Source organism: Psychrobacter sp. ANT_H59, from assembly GCF_008369225.1.
Taxonomy (GTDB): Bacteria; Pseudomonadota; Gammaproteobacteria; order Pseudomonadales; family Moraxellaceae; genus Psychrobacter; species Psychrobacter cryohalolentis.
On record NZ_VOBE01000003.1, the window covers coordinates 197,520 to 220,327 of the forward strand.

The window sequence follows — 22,808 nt, forward strand, 5'->3', positions numbered from 1 at the left end:
AGCTTTCCCATTAACTACTTTCTAAATAATCATTTTACTCACTATCTGTACTTTTAGCTTTTTCTATAGGGTCATAATTTTCAGGCACTGGTTTGTGCGCCTTTTGACTACTGCGTCTTGGTATCAGTACCAATGCAATACCCACTACGCTTAATGCCAGCCACTTTTTTTTATTATTAGTGCTTGCCATTATAGTTACCTTTTAAAATTAACTGACGAATAGTACTTAGCCGATATTTGATAAATACGGCTTTATAGGTGACCTTTATCTATTTTAACAAATATATCGTACTATCAGCAAAAGCGTGACATACCCATGTTATCTGTTTTTATTATACGCGTATAGCCAAGGCATATGTTTATCTATTATATGAATACGCAAACTAAAGTACGGTGTATGTAATACACCGTACTTTTAAGTATAGTAAAACTTTAAGAGAGATATGAAAGCAGAGTTTGGTAAACGCTAAAAGCCTAGATAATTTATTAGCGAACAGCCATAAAAGCGCTTAACGATTTAAGGGATAAGTTGTGATACCTGTGCTTGGACTATCAACACGAGTAAAACCTTTGGAAGTTGTTTTTGGCTTTTGATCCCGTTTAGGAATCAAAGGATTGAGTGGCATAAGCTCGTAATCAGCACTAATATCACCATTCCAACCTTCGGTACCGCTTAATGGCAGCTGTTTAATCGTACCGTTTTTATCAATAACCAGCTGAAGGACGCGCATCTGATTGTATTTACGCTCTGTCACGCTTGCTACTGCACCGCCATCACGGAGGATAGTCGGCTGTAAAAATATGATTAAATTGCTTTTTTGGCTATTGTCATTGTCCGAGCGGAACAGTCGACCGATAAGAGGTACATTACCCAAACCTGGCACTTTTTGTTGGCGCGTAGTTGAGTTGTCGCGCATCAAGCCACCTAAGGCAATGGTCTGCTGATCATCTGCCAAAATGGTAGTATTGATCAGGCTTTTATTGGTGATAAGACCGCTGGCATTCCCAGCACTACCCGGTACGACTGAAGAGACTTCCTGTGATACCTCTAAACGTACGGTGCCGTTTGCACCAATATGCGGGATGACGTTTAGATTGATACCAATATCTTGGCGATCAATGGTTTGAAAGGGATTCGTCGAAGAGTCACTACCCGTGGTGTAGGAGCCTGTCACAAACGGTACGTTCTGACCCACTAAGATACTGGCTTTTTCATTGTCCAAGGTCAAAATCGATGGCATAGATAGTAGATTGGCACTGGTAGAAGAATCAAGCGCTTGCAAGATAGCACCATAGAATTGCGCATTGCCTTTGCTGTCTTTACTACTACTGCCTATACCTAACAAAGCACCAGCAATGGAGCCTGCTGCCGCGCTTATCCCTGTACCACCTGACAAAGCAGCAGCGGCAAGTGAAACTGCACTTGCGCCCACGTTATTGAAGTTCACCACGCCATAACCGCTATTGGCATTACCTAGCGCCCACTGAACCCCAAGCTGCGTTGCATCATCGCCTGATACTTCAACAATGGCTGCTTGAATCAATACTTGCGAGCGGCGGCTGTCTAACTGATTGACAGCGTCTTCGATCTCAAACATCAGCTCAGGTGCTGCATTAACAATGACGGCGTTTTGAGTTTCATCAGCGATAATACTAAAAGGTCGACCATCGATACCGATACTTGTACCCGCTGAACTATTATTCGGTAAAGGCGTAGCAGCAGTACCACCGATACTATTGCTACCTACCTTACTATTAGCACCACCAGTTAGCGACGACCCTGTAGCAGCGGCATCATTCAATGATGCTGACTCTAATGTTGAAGAACCACCAGAGCTATTGATGGATTGGCTGGCAAGGAGACCGCGCAGCATCTCAGCAATATGACCGGCACTGGCATATTTTAGGCGGAAAACACGCAGACCACTTAAGCGCCTTGAAGGCGTTGTGTCCAACTGATTGACCATCTCTTGAACTTTGGCAATCATCTCAGGACTGCCTTTAACCAACAGTCTGTCGCTCGCCGTGTCGGCGATAACCTTTAGCTGATTGTTGCCACCTTGCGCTTGCCCGCTACCAGCACTCGCCACCAGTGCGCTAATCAACTCCATCATACGTTCGGCATCGACATGACGTAGTGGTATGACTTGTAAGCTGTCATTCACATTACTGTCTAAATCACGGATAAGCGCTGTCAGCTGATTTAGGCTATCAGCACGATCGGACAGCACTAAGGCATTGACTCCAGGCACAGCAGCGGCATGTGCAGACGGTGGCATGAGCGGACGGATAACGCCCAAGACTTCTGCTGCTTGGGTATTCGTCAGATAAATCACCCGCGTTGCCAAGGTTTCACCGACGCTCTCACCACGTAAATCAACAGCAACACCGGTTTGTTTGGCGACGTTATCTGGCACCAGTTTAATCGTTGTTCCTGAATCGATAGCAGCGATACCGTTGACTTGCATCACGCTCAAAAACAGCTGATAAATCTCATCACGCGACAAAGGCTTGTTGGAGATCACAGTCACATTACCGTTGATGCGCGGATCAAGGACGAAGTTTTGATTGGTAATCGTCGCCACTTCATTGATAAAGGCTTTGATATCAGCATCTTGCAAATTGACTTTCCAGCTTTCAGCACTCACCAGCCCAGTACTAGCCGCCCATAGTGGTATGGCCAAGCAAAGAGGACGGCACAATCGCATCAAACGCTGCAAAATATGATGCAAAGGTGTGACTGAAAAATTATGAGAACTGACCATATTGATGATTACCTACAGTGATGGCGCTTGGTATGTACTGAATTCAATGACTATTGAATTTAATGGTTACTGGATTTGATAAGTCCTGATTCTTTAATGCTTTTGATAAGTCATAGTTCTAATTGATACTAAGTTATGTTGGCCATCATATCGTCAATCATATCAACCAACAAATATTTATTTTGAAGAATCATTTTTGTCACTTATATATGCTAAAACTGCTGCCGAATCGTAATAACTTGATCGCCACGTTGTACTTCTATCTGTGCTTCCCCTGATTGCTTCACTTGTTGTAATACGCGAGCATCCTGAGCAGGATTACTACCGACGCTTTGCCCGTTGACTTTCAGTACTCGATCACCAGATTCAAGTCCCAAGCGATTGCGTATATTAGCAGGCATCGCTGCTGTGACTTGATAGTTGTCGCCTCCTGCCATTACACCCATTCTACTTAAATAACTGGCAGGGTTTTCTTGTAATTCAGTCACTGCTTCGTCAATTGCAGATTTAGGCGCGCTGTCGCTAGGTGCTTCGGCAGCCGGTTGATTACCAGTATTGCTTAGGTCAGGCACAGGCGCATTAGGTAGCATATTGCTATCTTGCAAGCGCTGATTACTGACCCCGCCTGCGATCATCGCACTTTGATCAAGTGGCATGGCTTCTGGCATACGAATCACCGTTTCCTTGTCAATAGTATCAGCGATAATAATCTCGTTCCAAGCAACCGCAACCAACGTGTAATCGCTGTCTTTTAAGGTGTCACCAATTCGGTAGTTTTTGACTTCACCGTTGACCTCTAAAAGTGCCGAAGACAAACTCTCTGGAATGGCCAGCAATACACCCTTTAGCACAATATTAGGCGGCGGCTGCACTACAGCAGCGATAGGATCAGGGTCGGCAAAAATAGCAAATAGACTATTATAATCTGGAGCGGATAAGGCGTTATCCTGTAAAGGTACCAGTGGTAATGCCGGCGCTAACGGTGGCGCAAGCAGCAGCCATAGTAGTCGCGCTGCCGTCCAGCTTAACCAAGTGATTGCCAATAATAGCAGCCAAACGGCAAAACGGTTAAAAATATTTAGCACAGGTTTTAAGCTTGTAGGGAGCGTCATCATCTAGCGTGTCCCTAGCCCATTTAACAGTGGTTGACGTACACTAACCACAGGCGTATCTTGCGGCGCTTTCCCCTTGTATTCAGGCATACTCTCGAGCAGACGCTGGGTCAAGCTGACATCCAACATATTATCGCCATCAAGATACAAGTCGCCTAAACGCTTGTCCTGATTGTTGACAAGATTGATATGCAGCAGATTTTTATTATTTTTTTGCTCGGTGCTCAGCTCAGCACGCAGAGCAGGTATGGTGAGATAAAATATTTTGCCGCCGCTAGGATAGCCGAGCTCGCCGCCAATCCATGTCAGCTGACCTGACGCTTGACGAAAGCCGGATGTGTTTCTATTAGAGTCACTGTTTGAGTCATCATCGTTTGAACCAGACTGACGTTTGAGCGAGATATTATTGACCTGAATTGGCGTATTTGGTAATTGCCAATCGACAATCCGAGTCAAAGTCTCAGGCGCAATTTTACCGCTCATGTCTTTTACTTCCCAAGAATTTGCACCTATTTTTACCTGACCATTGAGGCGAGTTTGCTCTGATAAAATATCAATCTTCGCACCAAACTTACCCAATAATAAATGCCACGGCTGCCACGACCATTCAGCCGCCCCGATCAATGGCGTCGCTGACAGAGGTATTTGCCAAATTGCAGCGCCCTGCCATACGTTACCGGACACATGCTGTACATAAGGCGTCTCTGGTGCATATTTTTCAAGTAGCCATGCTGCGGGCATTTGCAAAACAGCAAATAGCGCGAACAAGACAAGTCCAATCAACCACCACAGCTTACGGGGATGCTTATGAGACGAGGCAGATACTTGGGGCACGATGGCATAACTCTTATATCAGGTAAAAACGTCATTATCATAGCAAACAATAGCATACAGATGACAGCAAAAAAGCCAGTATCTTTTTACCACTATTTTGGTAAAAAGATGCTGGCTTTTATCTGCCTATAAAGGTTCGATCTACTTGTTAATCAAACAGAACTTTATAGACAGAGCGTTCGTTGCTAAATATAACAGCGACTATCCATTAGAAAATTAAATAGCAAAATCTTCAAGACGACGACCTGCGGCTAATGCCTCTACTAGCCATGTTGGTTTACGTCCGCGACCAGTCCATGTTTCTTCGTCATTGTCGGTATTACGGTATTTAATGCTACGCTTCTTTTCTAGTTTTTCGCCCGCTTGTAAAATCTCCTCGATACTGGCGTTGCTTTCTTCAGCGATTTTTTCAAACTGCGTATAAGCATCATACAAGCGCTGGTGTTGCTTTTGAGCAATAAGCTGCTGTGCATTTTCAGTAATAGCACGTAGCTCATCAACATTTAAGCTGTTTAAATCAATAACATTACTTTTGTTCATAGTATTTTCCACATTAAAATAAAGGGTATAAATAAATAGCATTTATACTAAAAATAGATTTATCAAGAACTACTAAATACAGTAATTATTAAATAATAAATCTTTCGCATACTAATAAAAATTTGATTGTCTACTGATAAATATGGTGTGAATGCTTAAAATTATAAGCAACGCTAATATAAACAAAAATACTGACAATAACAATGACTTATCGTTATTTTCTACTAAAATCAATAAATGGTGGTTAATTCGATGACAATCAATGATATTAAATAAATAGCTTTATTTATTAATATTTCTTTAAATAGCCTCCGTAATGATTAATGCTGTATAGTTATTATGAGGCATCATTGATGCACAGGTTCTGTTGGCATATCGTTTTTAAAATGACTTAATTATATAAATGACTCCTTACACTTTCATTATCTGTACATACTAAAAAGCCTTGCGTTAGCAAGGCTCTAAGTTTATTTCTTTATAAATACAACATCTTGTTATTGTACCCTAGAACGGAATGTCATCGTCTACAGGGCCATCTGGCATCGCTGTAGGCTTCGACTGCGCTGGTGCTTGAGTCGGTTTATTAAATTGATTCTGCTGAGTGGGCGTATTCTGATTGTTAAAGCTATTTTGATGACCACCCTGTGACGCACTGCCGCCTTGGTTATAACCGCCTTGTTGAGCGGGCTGATTGCCTCCTTGCTGACCATAGTCGTTCTGGCCACCTTGATTACTAAATCCACCGCCCTGATTACCATAGCCACCTTGGTTGCTTTGACCACCTTGATTATTGCTACCAAAGCCACCACCAGCATCATTACTACCACCTGTCGAGCCATCTAGCATTTGCATTTGTTCAGCACGAATTTCAGTGATATAACGGTCTTGTCCGTTGGGATCTTGATATTTACGGGTACGTAAGCTGCCTTCGATATATACCTTACTGCCTTTACGAAGATACTGCGCAGCGATTTCACCCAAGCGATTGAATAGTGAGATACGATGCCATTCTGTTGCTTCTCTTTTTTCACCGCTTTGCTTATCTGTCCACTGCTCTGACGTCGCAACCGAAATATTGGTCACGCTACCGCCGTTATTGAATTGACGTGCCTCAGGGTCTGCACCGAGGTTACCGATGATGATAACTTTATTAACACCGCGCATGATATCGTCCTTTTACTTATGAATAATTTTATTACCAGCTTTAATCGAGTCTTTAATATAAAGCCTCAATCTTAGCAGTAATATACTTTTACTTTAACCATTTTTCTGTTAAATATCTAGAGGGCTTTGCGCCAAATGCGACAGCTCCTGTCGCGAAGTATCTGTGAGCTGCGTCTTGTCCAATTTTAAATAAGCGACTTGTTCTTTTGCCATGACCACCAGCTCATCAACACCATCTACTGCCAGCATTTGCCGTGACCAGTCCTGAATATCGATATTCTTTGGTATTGTCACAGTCGTACTTGACAAATATGGTGGATCAGCAATAGGAATAATCAGCAATAAAGAGGCGGCCATTATAATTGCCAATATGCCCCATGCCAACAAATTAGGCTGACTTAATAACAACCCGCCCATCGCGCCACCAACAAAAGCACCAAAGAACTGACTGGATGAATTTAACCCCATCGCAGTGGCTTTATTGGCGACTGGTGCGCGCTTGGATATCCATGAAGGAATCGTTGCTTCAAGTAGATTAAAGCCCATAAAGTAGAGCAATAAGCCTAATATAATACCAATGCCAACCTGACCACCGAGCGCCAATAATGCTAAGGCAACCGTCATCAGTGCAATCGCGGCTAAAAATACTTGGCGCATTTTGCGTTTCTTTTCAGCGATGATAATAAAAGGTATCGCGACGGCAAAACCGATGAACAATAAAGGCAAATAGACCAAGCCTTGCTGACGTACCGACAATCCTAGTACGTCATTAAGCTGATGCGGTAAAATAACAAAGATAGCGGTCATGGTCAGATGCAGAGTAAATATGCCAATGTGCAAGCGATTTAGATCGCCAATTTTTAGGACTGTTGCCAACTGCTGACCAATCGATTTATTGTCTAAATTGTGCTTAAGTACCCGTAGCGGTGTCGGGACGAACAGTAACAATAACATCGCCAAAACTGCAAAGCCCGCAGTCAACCAAAATAATCCTGAGATGCCAAGCGAGCCTACTAATAGAGGCCCAAAGGCAAAAGCAAGCATGATAGAGGTTGCAATGGTCAAACCCATCGCCGCCATCGCTTTGGTGCGTATCTCTTCGCGCGTTACATCAGCGAGTAACGCCATCAATACCGCAGAGACCGCGCCACTACCTGCCAGCGCCCGACCAATAATGACCTCGTAAATATCCGTGGCATTGGCGGCAATAATACCGCCGATGGCAAACAAGACAAGACCTAAAAATATAATTGGCTTACGCGGGAACTTATCCGCGGCAAGGCTCATCGGTATCTGAAATATCGCCTGCCCTAGCCCATAAATACCGACTGCCAAACCAATCAGAAACGGCGTCGCATGCGCGTAATTATCACCATACACAGAAAATACTGGCACAATCATAAACAAACCAATCATCCGCAAGGCAAAGATGCCACCGACCCCGAGGATTGCCCGTTTTTCTACGCTATTCATACTTGCCTCACTGGTTCATCATTGCTGGTTTATCACGGCAGCTCTGCTTGTATTATTACGACTGTATCAAGGGTTTAGCCTACAAATTAAGCTCACTAGTATAAGACATTCGCCGTTTGCTTGCCGAGACTTTTGCCCTCCTACTTCAGCATCATAGCGGACACCGACTTAAGCCATTCATTTTACGCGTTAATTTTGTTACCAAGTGCATCTGATGGGTCATTACACCTTGAATAATGCAGCTATCATGACAATAAAGTAAGACGTTGAGAACGTTGTGGTCTGAAAAAACTTATAGTAAATCTTTTTACAAAACGACGTTATTCTGCCAAATCTATAACAAACCACTCATATTAGTTAATCTTTATTTAGATTACCTTTATCCATTTCAAGTATTAAAAGCATATTCTAATATAGACAGCCATTACTATCGCTTTGTGAAAAGCGCATATTTTTATAAAGCCGTATTAATTTGAATAGCAATTTTAAAATTATCCACGTTTTTGATGAATCATTTGACTCATATTGATTGACCCTTTTATTTTTTTGAAAATATCATTTAGCAAATAGGAAACCTATCACCGATGGCACACGAGTATATTAAGGTTCGCGGCGCACGCACTCATAATCTAAAAAATATCGACTTAGACATTCCACGAGATAAATTTGTGGTCATTACGGGTTTATCAGGCTCTGGTAAATCTTCATTGGCATTTGATACGCTGTATGCTGAAGGGCAACGCCGTTATGTTGAAAGTCTTTCGGCTTATGCGCGTCAGTTCCTCTCGCAAATGGAAAAGCCAGACGTCGATAGTATCGAAGGCTTGTCGCCGGCGATTGCCATCGAGCAAAAATCAACCAACCATAACCCGCGCTCAACCGTCGGTACGATTACCGAGATTTATGACTATCTGCGTCTGCTTTATGCGCGTATTGGTACGCCGTTTTGCCCTGAGCATGGCGAGCCAATGGTCGCGCAGTCGGTCACTGAGATGGTCGATCAAGTTATGGCATTGCCAGATGACACGAAGATTATGATTTTGGCACCCGTCATTCGTGAGCGTAAAGGTGAGCATACGGTCTTGCTTGAGCAATTAATTGGTCAAGGCTTTGTGCGCGTACGTGTCGATGGCGATGTCTATGATACTGATGAGCTACCAACGCTCGATAAAAAGAAAAAGCATACCATTGAAGTCGTCGTTGACCGCTTTAAAGTTCGTGATGACTTAGGTAACCGCGTCGCCGAAAGTTTAGAGACGGCTCTACGTTTAGGCCAAGGTTTGGTGACGCTACACTTTATGGATGGCAATCCAAAAGAAGGCGGCGATGAAAACCAAGTCATGTCAGCCAAGCATTCTTGCCCTGTTTGTGATCGCGCTGTCTCTGAGCTTGAGCCGCGCATGTTCAGTTTTAACAATCCGTACGGTGCTTGCCCAAGCTGTGATGGCCTTGGTAAACGTCAATATTTCTCAGCCGAAAAACTAATCACCCATCATGAAAAATCGCTCAATCAAGGCGCAATTAATGGCTGGGATAAGCGCCACGCCTATTACTTTGGTCTGCTTTCAACCGTCTGCAATCATTTCAAAATTGACATGGATGCACCGTGGCAAGATTTACCAAAAGAACAGCAAGACCTTATTATGCAAGGCTCTGGTAAAGAGAAGCTGACCTTTAACTTTACCGATGAGCGCGGTCGTAAAACCAACAAGACCGTACCATTTGAAGGTGTGCTTCCATACTTAGAGCGCCGCTATGCCAAAACCCAAAGCAATCTCGTCCGTGACGAGCTGGCAAAATACCTAGCGGATACCACTTGTAACGTCTGTGATGGTGCGCGTCTCAATGAAATCTCACGTAATGTGCGCGTTGATGACCAGACCATCGCTCAAATCGTGAAGCTGTCTATAGGTGATGCGGCTGAATATTATAAGACCATTAAAATTGGCGGTCATAAAGGCGAAGTTGCGGAGAAAATCTTTAAAGAGATTAATGAGCGCCTCAACTTCCTCGTCAGTGTCGGACTTGATTATTTATCCCTCGCCCGCTCTGCTGAAACTCTATCAGGTGGTGAAGCACAGCGTATTCGTCTCGCTAGTCAAATTGGTGCAGGCTTGATGGGTGTGATGTATGTACTCGATGAACCATCAATTGGACTTCATCAGCGTGATAATGATCGTCTACTAAAAACCTTAACGCGCTTGCGTGATTTGGGCAATACGGTATTGGTCGTTGAGCATGATGAAGATGCGATTCGTCAAGCGGATCACGTCATCGATATCGGAGTGGGCGCTGGCATACATGGTGGTCATATCATCGCTCAAGGTACGGTCGATGACATCATGGCAAACAAAGAATCGCTGACTGGACAATATATGTCTGGTAAGAAAAGAATCGAGATTCCAGCGATTCGTCATAAAGCCAAAACGATAGAGGTTGAGGAAAAAGGTAAAGCCAAACCGAAAAAAGTACCGATGACCATTGAACTAAAAGGTGCGTCTGGTAACAACTTACACGATGTTGATTTGTCTTTACCAATCGGTATCATGACCTGTATCACGGGTGTTTCAGGTTCTGGTAAATCGACCTTGATTAACCGTACTTTAATGCCACTTGCCGCGACTCAGTTAAACAATGCTTCGACGCTCATCGCGGATAAGCATGACAGCATCAGCGGTCTTGAGCATTTGGATAAAATGGTCGATATCGATCAAAGCCCGATTGGTCGTACGCCGCGCTCAAACCCAGCGACGTATACCGGCGTGTTTACCCCAGTACGTGAGATGTTTGCACAAACTCAAGAAGCGCGCGCCCGTGGTTATAAAGCAGGTCGCTTTAGCTTCAACGTGAAAGGCGGACGCTGTGAGATGTGTCAAGGTGATGGTCTTATCAAAGTTGAGATGCATTTCTTACCTGATATGTATGTGCCGTGTGATACCTGTGAAGGCAAGCGCTATAACCGCGAGACCTTAGAGATTCACTATAAAGGTAAAAATATCGCCGACGTGCTTGATATGACGGTTGAGGACGCGACTGAGTTCTTCTCCGCCATTCCGGCGATTTATCGTCGCCTGCAAGCACTCATGGATGTTGGTCTGAGCTACATTCGCTTGGGTCAGTCTGCACCGACGCTATCTGGCGGTGAAGCGCAGCGTGTGAAATTGGCGCGTGAGCTTGCCAAACGCGATACCGGACAGACGCTTTATATCTTGGATGAGCCAACTACTGGTTTGCATTTCCATGATATCGATAAGCTGCTCAATATCCTGCATGCACTACGTGATAAAGGTAATACTATCGTGGTCATCGAGCACAACTTGGACGTCATCAAAACGGCGGATTGGGTGATTGACCTTGGCCCTGAAGGCGGTAAAGGTGGCGGCATGATCATCGCTGAAGGTACGCCTGAGGAAGTGGCAGAAGTCAAAGAATCATACACTGGTGTATTCTTGAAGCCGATGCTTAAGCAAGCGATGAAAGAAGTAAGTTAATAGAACTTAGGTAATAATGAATGAAAGGCTACTCTTTATAGGGTGGCCTTTTCGTTGGGTGATAGTTAAGCAATACTTTGCACCAATGCAGGAGAAAATCTATAATTTTCTGATTATAAATAAGATGTAGCTAATCTCGCTTCTCGACGCAACGTTTACGAAATTAGTTAAAGTTAGAATAATTCAGGATAATCTTCTTCTAACTCTTTAATTTTCCGCAATGTAGTAGTATGCATACTCATAGAATAAATCATAGGCTGCATAGAACCACCTTCAACTACGCTAGACTTATATTGCGCCTCGCTTTCGCGATATTTCTTCCATTTGAGGATAGACTCCTTAAATAAATATTTATCAAAATCCAGCATGTCAGTAAAATCTTTGTTTCTTAATTTACTGATATAACTTTCAAGCTTTATATCAAGTTTATCGAACTCGTTATGTGCATGAACGTTCATGTCAGTTTGTGTTTCTGGAGCATCTGGATATAATTTAGAATGAATGAAATCAGTAGTATTTTCTAAAAATATTTTAGTGTTTGAAAACAATTCCTGAATAAAATCTTCATTGACTTCTACTTTTGTTCCAAACTCATGGCAAAATATATGCCTTAATTCGAATACAGTAACAACACTCTTTAGAATCTCATTAGCATTACTTTTAAAACTACTATTAATCAATTTCTGTTCATCAAATATACTTTGAGTTTCAAAATTATTTAGTTCATGTAAGAATTTTATTCCTAACAATATTGAGATATTATTATCAATATCACTTATATTATTACAAGATAGTGTATGTGAAATGAACTCTCCAATTGTCAATTTTTTACTCTGAATAGCATTAACTATACTATAATCAAATTTTTTATTTGAGTTATTGAATTTTTCGACATTATTTGAGTAGGGTTCTCCATAATCTATAATCTCTGCATATAAAGAACGAAAAAGTCCCTCCATGCAAGCAACAAGAGCTATAGGTATATATTTGAAAACCTCTTCACTTATATGATCGTTACCAGCATTACTTTTAAGTAATTCTTGCAATGAGTAAAGTCTTAAGTAAACTTGATGGCTGTCCGCAAACTCATTTCTTGATTTTAAATCCATGATTTCTTTTATAGCATCTCTAGCCATCATATCCTCCATAGGATGTGTTCTACGCACTCTTTAATATAGGGGTTTTAAAGGTGCTTAGAACGCACCCTACAGATCATCTTTTAGACATTTGATAATGAAAATCTGCTAATACTTCGTCATCAAAACCTTCTTCTTTAAGAGAAACAATAGACTGTAAAAGCTGTCCATTATCAAGTATATCTATCTTACCAGACAGAACAGAATCTTGACTATAAATGCTCTCTTTTATCTGCATACTTATATACTCTCTTGCCATAGCATTTGTATAACTTCTATATTTATAATAACTGTCTAAATCGTAGCCATGTTCTCTGAGCTCTTCCTCATCTTCTACTCCTAACTTGGCTTTTAACTTGTGAATCCAGTGAATCCACTTTTTATTCTCTTTTATAAAGTACTCTCCGTTAAAAGCATCAGTATCCTCTACTCTTTTAAAATTTAATGCTAATGCTAATTCCACACTATTGTCATAGTTCATTTTCATCATATACAATTTCCATTTAACGTTCTTTAAAAAATGCAATTTTTAAGTTAATAGCACAGTGGGTAAAGGTTGCGACACTCAGCAACAATATCAATCAAACCTTAACTACAATATCTACCTTTATAAGCATTTTAGCCCCGATTGTAGCGGTTATCCTTGGTTAACCACTAGATTGCGGTGACTTAGCTAGGAGCAATATCGAGACAACAGGAATATTACTGGCTATTAGTCATCGCTCTAGTGGGCAACCAAGATATTAGCGAAAAGTGGGATTGGCTCTCTACGAAGACACCATAAACTAAATAAACTCCCTCTCAACATTCATCACCCGCGCATCTACCGTACTTTCTACTTTTTCCTCAATCTGACTACACTGCGATTCGACCTCACGTTTAGACAGCCCGACGATCACAAACGTCCATTCGCTGGCATCATGCCGATCACGCTCACCACTCTCACATACCGCGACGCTTGGCGTATTGCCAAAGCGTGCATGCAAGCCGCCCATACGTTGGCGTTTCTCCTTTAATGAGCTACAACCGGGCAGAGCAAAAGTCAGCGTTAAGATAGCGATATGCATTTTATTCTCCTTGCGACAGTGGTTTACGCTTTATAATAGTAGCAAATAAGCACGGCAAGTTATGCTATCGTTACCTTGCCTCATCGATACATTATAACAATTCACAAATATCACAATAGCCAACATGCGTACACCCTCAATGACCTCTACCAGCTACGTACAGCAACAGCACATTACTCGATTATGCGTGCGTTGCGGCTTACTCCTTATGCAATATGGCGCTGAGTCTGCCGTAGTGGTGGACTTATGTAAACGCTTGGGGCTTGCTTTGGGGATGAACAGCGTGGAATGTTCGCTGAATTTTAATGCCATTACCTTAACCACTATCTGTGATGAGCGCTGTATCACCACCACCAGAGACACGATCAATCAAAGCATCAATGTCAATTTATTGGTACAAATTCAGCAAATTGTCAATAAAACCGAAGCCCTCACAGATAATGATAATGACAAACTGAAGCCTGAGCTGACTGAACGCACCACACTTGCCTTTGATGAATTAGATAAGACCGTTTACCCGACGTGGCTAGTGGCTGTGTTTGTTGGCGCATCTTGTGCTGCATTTGCTTATCTAAACGGCGGCAGTTGGTCAATTACCGCCGTGACCTTTATCGCGGGTATGGTGGCGATGCTCACTCGTATCTACCTGTCCAAGCACCATTTTAATCCCTTTATAGCGGTCATCGTGACCGCTTTTATTGCCTCTTTAATTGGGTCGACTACCTATTATTTTGATATTGGTAATAATGCCGATATTGCTGTTGCCTCTAGTGTACTCTTATTAGTGCCAAGCTTTCCTTTGATCAATTCTTTCTCAGATATCCTAAAAGGCTATGTCAATATTGGGATTGGGCGTGCCGTTTTTACCTATATGCTGACTTTGTCCGCGTGTGTTGGTATCGTAATGGCGCTGGGCTTACTTAGAATACAGCACTGGGGATTTTGACATGTGGTTCATTGAAACCGTGGTGCTGTCGTGTATCATCACCCTTGGTTGGACGCTGATGTTTAGCGTTCCCAAACGTTATATTTTGCCTTGTTTGCTGATGACCGCGTTTGGATTCGGGCTAAAGACGGCTCTTGTCTATCAACATGTCCATCTCGTTGTGGCCAGCTTTTTTGGGGCGATGCTTGCCAGCTTCTTGGGGGTGTATTTTTCTAAAAAGTACACGCTACCGCCCAAAGCATTAATTTCGCCCAGTGTCATCTGTATGATGCCAGGTATCGCTGCTTATAAGGCGATGGTCAGTATGGTACAGATTGGCTATTTTGGCTTTTCCGACGAGTTATTTAGCCAAATGATGGTGTATTTGTTTGAAGCCTTATTTGTGACTTCAGGATTGGTGCTGGGCTTGTCCATTCCTGGACTATTATTTTATAGACGTCGTGCCATCGTATAGATGGCGGACTGCTCTTAGCTAGGCACTGTTTTCAATTAACGTTCCAAATTACATTAATAACCCCTTAATAAAGAGACTCAATATGACTAAACACTATGACTATATCGCCATTGGCGGCGGTAGCGGCGGCATCGCCTCGATTAATCGAGCCGCGAGCTATGGCAAAAAATGTGCCATTATCGAAGCCAACCAATTAGGCGGCACCTGCGTGAACTTGGGCTGCGTACCCAAAAAAGTGATGTGGTATGGCGCACAGGTTGCTGGAGCCATTCATAAGTATGCGCCAGATTATGGCTTTGACGTTGAACTAAAAGGCTTTGACTTTCAAAAACTGGTACAGAGCCGTCAACAATATATTCAAAACATTCACCGCGCTTATGACAATAACTTGGCAAAAAACGGTGTTGAAGTGATAAAAGGCTTTGCCAAATTTGTTGATAATCATACCGTAGAAGTGAATGGCGAGCTTATTACCGCTGACCATATTTTGATTGCTACAGGCGGTCATCCTATTAAGCCAAATATCAGAGGCGCAGAACATGGCATCGATTCTGATGGTTTTTTTGCCTTAAATCATTTGCCAAAACGGGTCGCTATCGTTGGAGCGGGATATATCGCCGTTGAGATCGCTGGTGTGATGAATAGTCTTGGCGCTGAGGTACACTTGTATGTCCGTCAGCACTCGCCGCTGCGCTCGTTTGATCACACCATTGTGGAGACTTTGCTGATAGAGATGGAGCAAGACGGTATTCAGCTGCATACCAACACCATGCTCACTGAAGTTGTTAAAAATGACGATGATAGCCTGACTTTGTGTACCACAGATGGTGCTCTTGATACGGTAGATTGTTTGATTTGGGCGATTGGTCGTGCGCCTTCGACGGACAATATCAATTTGCAAGTGACGGGCGTGGAAACGACCGAGTTTGGCAAAATCATAGTCGATAAATTCCAAAACACCAATGTTAAAGGGATTTATGCGGTAGGCGATATTATCGAAAACAGTGTTGATTTGACGCCGGTGGCTATTGCCGCAGGTCGTCGCCTATCTGAGCGCTTATTTAATGATAAGACTAATGAGCATCTAAACTATGAGCTGATACCGACGGTTATCTTTACTCACCCTCCTATTGGCACCATTGGTTTGTCTGAAATCGATGCCGTAAATCAATTTGGTAAAGACAATATCAAATGCTATACCTCCACCTTTACGGATATGTATAGTGCGGTGACTCAGCATCGCCAAAAGTCTACAATGAAGCTGATATGTTTAGGCGAGGAAGAAAAAGTCATTGGCTTGCACGGTATCGGCTTTGGCGTGGATGAGATGATTCAGGGCTTTGCGGTAGCGATCAAAATGGGCGCAACCAAAGCTGACTTTGATAATACCGTCGCCATTCATCCCACTGGCTCAGAAGAGTTTGTGACGATGCGCTAGCAATGGACTAGGTAATATTAGTAATAGCCTTATCTATGATATAAAAAGGATACCGTTTGGGTATCCTTTTTTATTATCAGCAACCAATAGAAGTGCTTATTTATTAGCCCTCATTTATTAGCCCTTATTTATTAAAAAGTATCAAAACCTCTAATTACCTAATACCCACTCATCATTAATTAGATAAACTTTAAATCCCGTCTTGTTGGTTTGGCTATTACCCGCTATCGTTTGGGTGACATCAGCGCTACAGAGATAGGCATTTTCACCCTCAATGGCATCGCAGTCGATATTCTCAATGCGCTCGAGCTTTGGCATCATGGTCTCCATCATGCCGCTCATGGCTTTTGCCATCTTATCATTGCCTGCGTTAGCCTTTGCGTCCTCTACTATCTTGGTAGTTTGCTCATATTGCGCTTCGATCAGCCCTTCAACCGTATTTTCAGGAGGCGCATTAGAACACGCGGCAAAAAACGGCATGAATACCATAATGAATACCGATTTTTTGAAATTTCTCACGTCGTCGTCCTGATATGTTTATAAAATTTAAGGTGCTTATAAGTCAGACAGTACAATCGGGATGCTGCTATGATGTGCTTAATAATGATGGTTGCGAGATACTCATGTGGCAGGCGTATTTTTTTATATTACCGATTGGGCTTGGCATTTTAACCTTGGTTGTCAGTCTGATATTTTTATTTGCCTATATTACCTCTAATGACAATGCCACACGCTTACCAGCGTTTAACTGGTTTAAGCGCTTAATTGTGGTGGCATTTTTACTGCTGAGTATAGGACTGTTTATGACTTTCAAATACTTTTGGGGTCGATAATATTAGCCTCTACATATTTTTTAACTGACTAGTTTTTCTAATTCTAATAATTCCAAATCCTGACGCTTTGGCTCGCCATTATTACCATCATTTGGAAACGGCATTTTATTGCCATTTAGCTGATAACCGCGGCGCTGATAATAAGACAATAGCTCAGGACGATGGCTTAAAATAGACATGGTCAAACGAGCCGGTTTTTTATCGGTTGCTTGACTATCAGTGGCTTGCTCATCTGGTTGTAGATGACGACCTGCAAATGTCTCGGCTGCTTGCAAAATCACGTTGCCAACGCCCTGCCCTTGTAGCTCAGGATGGACGGCAAACATACCGATATAAGCTTTTTTATCAGCAGTAGCATTAACTTGCATATCAACTCCGATACATCCTAACAGCTCACCCATTTCTTCTCCATCACGCTCGCCTGTTGTGGTTTTCGGATAAACAAAGAGATAATGGGTAGGATTAGCGATAGTACGAGCCAGCTCATCTTGAGTAATACGAATACCACCGATTAAGTCTGCTTCATTGGTCCAGCCTTCTGTCTGCCGATAACAGCGGTTCAATAGCTGCTCAAGTGCGCCAATATCACTAGCTTCTGCTTGACGTAAGAAAACAGTTTCTTTATTGGCATTGTCGTTATTAATATTGTCGTTGTTAGTCTGGGCTTCATTCATATTATTTTGTCCTTTTATTATCCGTATATTCAGTTCATTATAAGAAATTCATAAAGAGGCAGATAGAAATTTTCTTGCGTGCTGTGCCTCCGCCGACAGAGGCTGCAAAAAATTCTATCTGCCTCATGTATTGATAAAATACGTAAGTTTTTTATCTGATATCTATCCTAGATTAAAAAGCTGACCTAAATAAATAGCTCAGCTTTAATAGTAATATTTATCCATTTTCATTACTAGCGCGATAACGCCTGCGCTTGCTCAATAATATCAAAGCCGGCGTTAATCTGTGCACGTGTTGGCGCATGACCTTGGCGCAACAGCTCAGAGAATGCCACCAGCTCTTTATCACGTCCAAGCGAGCTTGCGGCACTAGCGCGTGTATCTTCATTTTCATCATCGAAGTAGTATTCGATATAATTAAAAGTATCTGGCGAACCCATTAGAATGCCATGATCTGGCGTCGTAGCATGTCCGCTATAACGCAGACTTTTGCCATATTGCATCGTCCAAAAGAAAGGAATACGCTCATCTAACGATTTGACCTCGTCATCATTTAATATTGCTGCTGCCGTCACCATGCCATGTTGCAATGCAACCCGCCAGTGCTCAATACGCATACGCCCAAGTTGACTGGGGGCTTTAGCGATATCCCCAAGCGCATAAACGCCATCGCGCAGTTGTAGATGCTCATCGACTGGTACGCCATCTGGATGATTGGTATCCTGTAATAACTCGATACGTGGTGCGACACCTGTTCCTAAAATCACGATATCGGCATCGATTTGCTCACCATTGGCTAATTTAACGCCATTCACTTGTGAGAAGTTCTCTTCGTTATTACTGGTAGTATTTTCAGCTGCAATGATTTCAGCAACGCTGGCATTAAATAAGAACTGAATACCGTTTTCTTTATGCAATTTAATCAGTGCATTACTGACCGTTTCGGACACAATATTGCCCATCATACGATGGTCCTGACCGATAACAGTGATAGAAGCTGTCGTACCCGACTGCGCCAATGCTGAAGCGACTTCCATACCGATAAATCCCGTCCCGACGATGACTACGCGCTGATCATGACTGGCGGCTTTGATTAATTTGGCATCATCCATACTACGCAAGGTATAGACACCATCAAGCGTTGCCCCTTTAATAGGTGGAATCTTGGGCTCAGCGCCAGTTGCCACAACTAAAAATTCCGCTGTTAGCTTGTTGTTATCACCCTTTTCATCTGTTATCACGATACTACGGTCAGTGAGCAACACTTCACTGACCGTTTGGTTTAAGCGCAGCTCAATATCGTGTTTGCTTGCCCAATCTGTACCGCCCAGCAATAGCTTTTCTTCTGGCATATTACTGGCCAAAAAAGCCTTGGATAATAAAGGACGATTATAAGGGGCCTTTTCCTCGGTACTCACCAAGGTAATCTTGCCGCCGTAGCCAGTATTGCGTAGCTGATGGGCAGTCATAAACCCTGCACCGCCACCGCCAACGATAATAGTATGAGTATCAGTCAGCTTATCATTTTCAACCTGCTTATCTATCTTGGCTGAGGTATCAACCGTTAGGCTGTCGCCATTATCTATGATTTGATATTGAGTCAAGCCTGTTGTCGCGATTGGCTCCAGTAATGCGCCGTCGCTGCTATCAAAAGTTGCATGATGCCAAGGACAAATAACGCGATTACCACAACGCAAACCTGTACCCAAATCTGCTCCAGCATGCGGACATTTGCCATCAAAAGCGCGAAACGTGCTGTCGTCACGGGTAATTAAAATGATACCATCATCATCTTGCTTGTACGATTTCATACCGCCGCTGATAATGTCGGCTTTGTTTATAGTGACTGTATTTATAGTAGCTGCCTTACTCATAAGTCATCCTTAACGGTTATAATGGTTCCTGTTTAAAGCGTGTCGAGACTTATCGATAGTAGCAAGCCTCCTTCACTTATGCTGTTCTTTTGTATATTGACCACGTTGCAAAACGTAATGACTGCTTTTTTAATCCCTATTAATGTTCTATAAAACGTAAAAGACTATCTTATGACTGTTCAAGACCATGATATTACCGCTGCCACTAATACTGCCAATTTACCGCAGCCGATACAGCCGCTGTTAAAGCATGCTACTTACAAGGCTCATACCACGGATTTTATTGTTAACGAGTTGCTACCATTAGAGTTCACGGGCAAAGGTGAGCATTTATGGTTACATATCCAAAAGTCAGGGATGAACACGGCGTATCTTGCCAAATTATTGTCCGAATGGGCGGATATTCCTTTACGTGATGTCGGCTTCTCAGGACTGAAAGACCGTCATGCGCTAACAACACAGTGGTTTAGCCTGCGCATACCAAAGAAGCAATTACCAGACTCTGAGTTTGCGCCCTTAGATATCGGTGCTAATGAGTCAATCACTATCCTTGAGCAGCAGTGGCACAATAAAAAGCTCAATCGCGGCACGCACCGCGCCAATCAATTTATTATTACCTTGCGTGATATTGAATTTGTAGGCTTTGATACACCATCACCATCATCTGAACAGCTATTGTCTGCTAAGCAAGCCGTTGAGCAGCACTTAATGATTATTAGTCAAAGTGGCGTGCCCAATTATTTTGGGCCGCAGCGCTTTGGTCGCAGTGGCAACAATATTAGAGAAGCATTGTCGTTGTTTGCGCGTCCTGTACCTGAGGCCCGTCCGCCGTCTAATAAAGGCAAACGTAAACGCGTGCCACGCGAGCAAAACACCATGGAGCTATCGGCGGCACGCAGTTTGATATTTAATGAGATATTGGCAGCACGTGTCCGTGATGGCAGCTGGAACCACGGACTTGCAGGTGAAGTATTTAATCTAGATGGCTCAGGCTCGATATTTGCAAGCGACGAGATAGACGATACCTTACGAGCCCGTCTTGAATCAGGCGATATCCATCCGACCGCCGTGCTGTGGGGCACAGGTAATGAGAAGGTCAGCGGCAAAGCGGCAGCCATGGAAGCGGACACCGTAGCGCATAGTCCATTGTTAACACAGCTAGCCACAGGTCTAGAGCAGCGTGATATCAAGGCGCAAAGGCGAGCACTACGATTACCTATTGAAGCATTAAGTTGGGAATGGCAGGATAAAGAAGATAGTCAGATACTGATCTTAAACTTTACTTTGACGACCGGTAGCTTTGCGACCAGCTTATTAGCAAGTTTGGTACAAGAATTAAATACCTAGACATTATCTATGTCATAACCGGTTAAGGACCTAAAAGGTTAAAGTACTAATTTATTTGCTAGCGGTATAAAATGAGATAACCGTGCTATTTTCTGCTGCTAGTATCTCGTTGGCACTAACGACTTGATTACGTCCGCGATCCTTGGCTTCGTATAGTGCTTTATCAGCGATACAAATCAAGCGCTGGCAAATGTCGATGGGCAATTGTGCCTTCGCGATTTCTGTGGCGACTCGTTTTCTTCTGTGAGCAATTCTTCGTTGCGAGCTGTTTTGTATTGGGCTGCTTTTTTGCAATTCTTTAATAGATAAACGGTCTTTTTTTGAATTATTTGGCGATTGTACATTTTCTTTTGCCTCATCAGCCCTATATTCACTTTGAATATGAATACGCTCAGCATGCGTCAAGGTATAAACCCCTAAACTTGCCGTAACATTAAAATCTGTATGGTTGTCGCCACTGATGACTTGCTCAGCAATATCTCGTCGCAGCTGTTTAGCAATCGTCATGACGCTATCATGCGAGGTATCTGGGAGCACGATTAAAAACTCTTCTCCACCATACCGACTCACAATCGCCTCTTCTGTCAATGAATTCAATAAGGTCTGTGCAACCTCTGACAATACTTGATCGCCAACATCATGACCATAATTGTCATTAATGTTTTTGAACCAATCTAAGTCTAATAATATAATACTGACGTCCTGCTGATCTCCCATTGCCAAAAGCGCCTGCTGCATTTGCGTTAAGCCATAACGGCGACTTTTCAGCTGGGTCAATTCGTCATGATTGGCATACTGCATAATCTCCGCTTTACTGTTATCCAATATCAACAGCAGCGTGCGAAACATATAGATGATAAAAATCGCTTTTGGCAGCGACATATAAATATGTGTGCTGCGCCAAAAAAAAGCGGAAGAAAAACGCAGTTGATTAAACGTATCCCAGCTAAGCGTCCCATTTTGAAATATGGACGCAGAGATGGCATTTTCGATAGCTGTGGTCTCGCTATAGGTCAAATAGTTATAGCTATCCAAGGGAAAAGAGGTCGCTGTCATTTGTTGCAGGTTGGGAATCGTAAAGCCGAAATAGGGAATTAATGTAGCCGAAAAAATCAGCATACTATGAGCCAAAAAAGCCTTCCATACATAACGCCGCCGTATAAGCATCATACCCAGCATCGCCCCGCCCACCAGCGACACCCCAGCAACCAAGCTGCTATGCCCCATTACCAAAATAACCACCGCAATATAAGTACTATAAAGTGTGATTAATACCGCCTGCCACGTATGTAGCGAGCCGTGACCGGTTTTGATAGGCGATGAGCGACTGATCATCCATAAAAAGAAGAGTCCAAGCAGCGTAATGCCAATCCATAAAGGATACAACAGCGACATGTCAACATAGGAGCTATAGGTCTCTCTACGAAACCAAACATACAAGCACCAGAACCAATGTAAGGTAATTTCCATCAACACAAACAATGCTAGCAGCAATGCTCTATCAGCAGCCTGCCACTCGAAAATAACTCGAGAGAGTTTTCTATAGCCTAGATGAGATATCGAAAAAGCCATAATGGGCTACCGAAAACAATGAAAGTGATTGAGTTAAAACCAGAGCAATCCATCCGGTGTCATGATTGATACTAAATCTGAACTTATC

The 22,808-nt window shown here is 42.9% G+C and carries 20 protein-coding genes; 6 read left to right on the top strand and 14 right to left on the bottom strand.

The genetic code is table 11. The features are described 5' to 3' along the window. Positions 1 to 34: 34 nt before the first annotated feature. From FQ083_RS12655 to FQ083_RS06470, 7 genes are all read right to left on the bottom strand, one after another. Positions 35 to 190, bottom strand: a complete 156-nt coding sequence (locus FQ083_RS12655) for a hypothetical protein (RefSeq protein WP_020444125.1) — start codon at positions 188 to 190, stop codon at positions 35 to 37. 319 nt (positions 191 to 509) lie between these two features. Further along, on the bottom strand, positions 510 to 2,765 hold the full coding sequence (gene gspD / locus FQ083_RS06445) for a type II secretion system secretin GspD (protein WP_133105123.1): 2,256 nt from the start codon (positions 2,763 to 2,765) through the stop codon (positions 510 to 512). Positions 2,766 to 2,977: 212 nt separating this feature from the next. Beyond that, positions 2,978 to 3,880: a type II secretion system protein N gene (locus FQ083_RS06450; protein ID WP_149409273.1), complete on the bottom strand. Its 903-nt coding sequence runs from the start codon at positions 3,878 to 3,880 to the stop codon at positions 2,978 to 2,980. After that, complete coding sequence (gene gspN, locus FQ083_RS06455) at positions 3,881 to 4,711, bottom strand: type II secretion system protein N (protein ID WP_020444128.1); 831 nt, start codon at positions 4,709 to 4,711, stop codon at positions 3,881 to 3,883. Between the two features lie 216 nt (positions 4,712 to 4,927). Beyond that, positions 4,928 to 5,251 carry an H-NS family nucleoid-associated regulatory protein gene (locus FQ083_RS06460; RefSeq protein ID WP_020444129.1) on the bottom strand — a complete coding sequence of 108 codons (324 nt, stop codon included), beginning with the start codon at positions 5,249 to 5,251 and terminating at the stop codon, positions 4,928 to 4,930. 504 nt (positions 5,252 to 5,755) lie between these two features. Continuing rightward, the gene (gene ssb, locus FQ083_RS06465; RefSeq protein WP_149409274.1) at positions 5,756 to 6,415 is read right to left on the bottom strand and encodes a single-stranded DNA-binding protein; all 660 of its coding nucleotides are present in this window, start codon (positions 6,413 to 6,415) and stop codon (positions 5,756 to 5,758) included. Between the two features lie 108 nt (positions 6,416 to 6,523). Then, positions 6,524 to 7,888 carry an MFS transporter gene (locus FQ083_RS06470; RefSeq protein ID WP_149409275.1) on the bottom strand — a complete coding sequence of 455 codons (1,365 nt, stop codon included), beginning with the start codon at positions 7,886 to 7,888 and terminating at the stop codon, positions 6,524 to 6,526. A 584-nt stretch (positions 7,889 to 8,472) separates the two neighbouring features. On the opposite strand from FQ083_RS06470, the gene uvrA reads away from it, so the two are divergent. Next, positions 8,473 to 11,379 (top strand): excinuclease ABC subunit UvrA, encoded by a 2,907-nt coding sequence (gene uvrA / locus FQ083_RS06475; RefSeq protein ID WP_149409276.1) that lies wholly within the window; start codon positions 8,473 to 8,475, stop codon positions 11,377 to 11,379. Positions 11,380 to 11,552: 173 nt separating this feature from the next. Here the strand turns inward: uvrA and FQ083_RS06480 are convergent, their stop codons facing one another. From FQ083_RS06480 to FQ083_RS06490, 3 genes are all read right to left on the bottom strand, one after another. After that, the gene (locus tag FQ083_RS06480; protein WP_188004080.1) at positions 11,553 to 12,515 is read right to left on the bottom strand and encodes a lysozyme inhibitor LprI family protein; all 963 of its coding nucleotides are present in this window, start codon (positions 12,513 to 12,515) and stop codon (positions 11,553 to 11,555) included. Between the two features lie 76 nt (positions 12,516 to 12,591). Next, the gene (locus tag FQ083_RS06485) at positions 12,592 to 13,005 is read right to left on the bottom strand and encodes a hypothetical protein (RefSeq protein WP_149409278.1); all 414 of its coding nucleotides are present in this window, start codon (positions 13,003 to 13,005) and stop codon (positions 12,592 to 12,594) included. 295 nt (positions 13,006 to 13,300) lie between these two features. Further along, positions 13,301 to 13,582, bottom strand: coding sequence for a DUF503 domain-containing protein (locus FQ083_RS06490; protein WP_149409279.1), 282 nt, complete (start codon positions 13,580 to 13,582; stop codon positions 13,301 to 13,303). 139 nt (positions 13,583 to 13,721) lie between these two features. Between FQ083_RS06490 and FQ083_RS06495 the strand changes: the two genes are divergently transcribed. From FQ083_RS06495 to gorA, 3 genes are all read left to right on the top strand, one after another. Then, on the top strand, positions 13,722 to 14,528 hold the full coding sequence (locus FQ083_RS06495; RefSeq protein WP_149409414.1) for a threonine/serine exporter ThrE family protein: 807 nt from the start codon (positions 13,722 to 13,724) through the stop codon (positions 14,526 to 14,528). A gap of 1 nt (position 14,529) precedes the next feature. After that, complete coding sequence (locus FQ083_RS06500) at positions 14,530 to 14,982, top strand: threonine/serine exporter family protein (protein WP_010201359.1); 453 nt, start codon at positions 14,530 to 14,532, stop codon at positions 14,980 to 14,982. A gap of 82 nt (positions 14,983 to 15,064) precedes the next feature. After that, on the top strand, positions 15,065 to 16,420 hold the full coding sequence (gorA, locus tag FQ083_RS06505; RefSeq protein WP_149409280.1) for a glutathione-disulfide reductase: 1,356 nt from the start codon (positions 15,065 to 15,067) through the stop codon (positions 16,418 to 16,420). A gap of 150 nt (positions 16,421 to 16,570) precedes the next feature. On the opposite strand, the gene FQ083_RS06510 is transcribed toward gorA, so the two are convergent. After that, a complete protein-coding gene (locus FQ083_RS06510) occupies positions 16,571 to 16,939 on the bottom strand; it encodes a hypothetical protein (protein ID WP_262880876.1) in 369 nt (122 codons plus the stop codon). Positions 16,940 to 17,013: 74 nt separating this feature from the next. Between FQ083_RS06510 and FQ083_RS06515 the strand changes: the two genes are divergently transcribed. Beyond that, on the top strand, positions 17,014 to 17,253 hold the full coding sequence (locus FQ083_RS06515; RefSeq protein WP_227673079.1) for a hypothetical protein: 240 nt from the start codon (positions 17,014 to 17,016) through the stop codon (positions 17,251 to 17,253). Between the two features lie 20 nt (positions 17,254 to 17,273). Here the strand turns inward: FQ083_RS06515 and FQ083_RS06520 are convergent, their stop codons facing one another. Together FQ083_RS06520 and FQ083_RS06525 are read right to left on the bottom strand one after the other, a co-directional pair. Then, positions 17,274 to 17,927: a GNAT family N-acetyltransferase gene (locus FQ083_RS06520; protein WP_149409281.1), complete on the bottom strand. Its 654-nt coding sequence runs from the start codon at positions 17,925 to 17,927 to the stop codon at positions 17,274 to 17,276. 233 nt (positions 17,928 to 18,160) lie between these two features. After that, positions 18,161 to 19,801: an FAD-dependent oxidoreductase gene (locus FQ083_RS06525; protein ID WP_149409282.1), complete on the bottom strand. Its 1,641-nt coding sequence runs from the start codon at positions 19,799 to 19,801 to the stop codon at positions 18,161 to 18,163. A gap of 171 nt (positions 19,802 to 19,972) precedes the next feature. Here FQ083_RS06525 and truD point away from each other — a divergent pair, with 171 nt between their 5' ends. Then, positions 19,973 to 21,148 carry a tRNA pseudouridine(13) synthase TruD gene (gene truD, locus FQ083_RS06530; RefSeq protein ID WP_149409283.1) on the top strand — a complete coding sequence of 392 codons (1,176 nt, stop codon included), beginning with the start codon at positions 19,973 to 19,975 and terminating at the stop codon, positions 21,146 to 21,148. 51 nt (positions 21,149 to 21,199) lie between these two features. On the opposite strand, the gene FQ083_RS06535 is transcribed toward truD, so the two are convergent. Then, on the bottom strand, positions 21,200 to 22,720 hold the full coding sequence (locus tag FQ083_RS06535; RefSeq protein WP_262880877.1) for a sensor domain-containing diguanylate cyclase: 1,521 nt from the start codon (positions 22,718 to 22,720) through the stop codon (positions 21,200 to 21,202). Between the last annotated feature and the right edge of the window lie 88 nt (positions 22,721 to 22,808).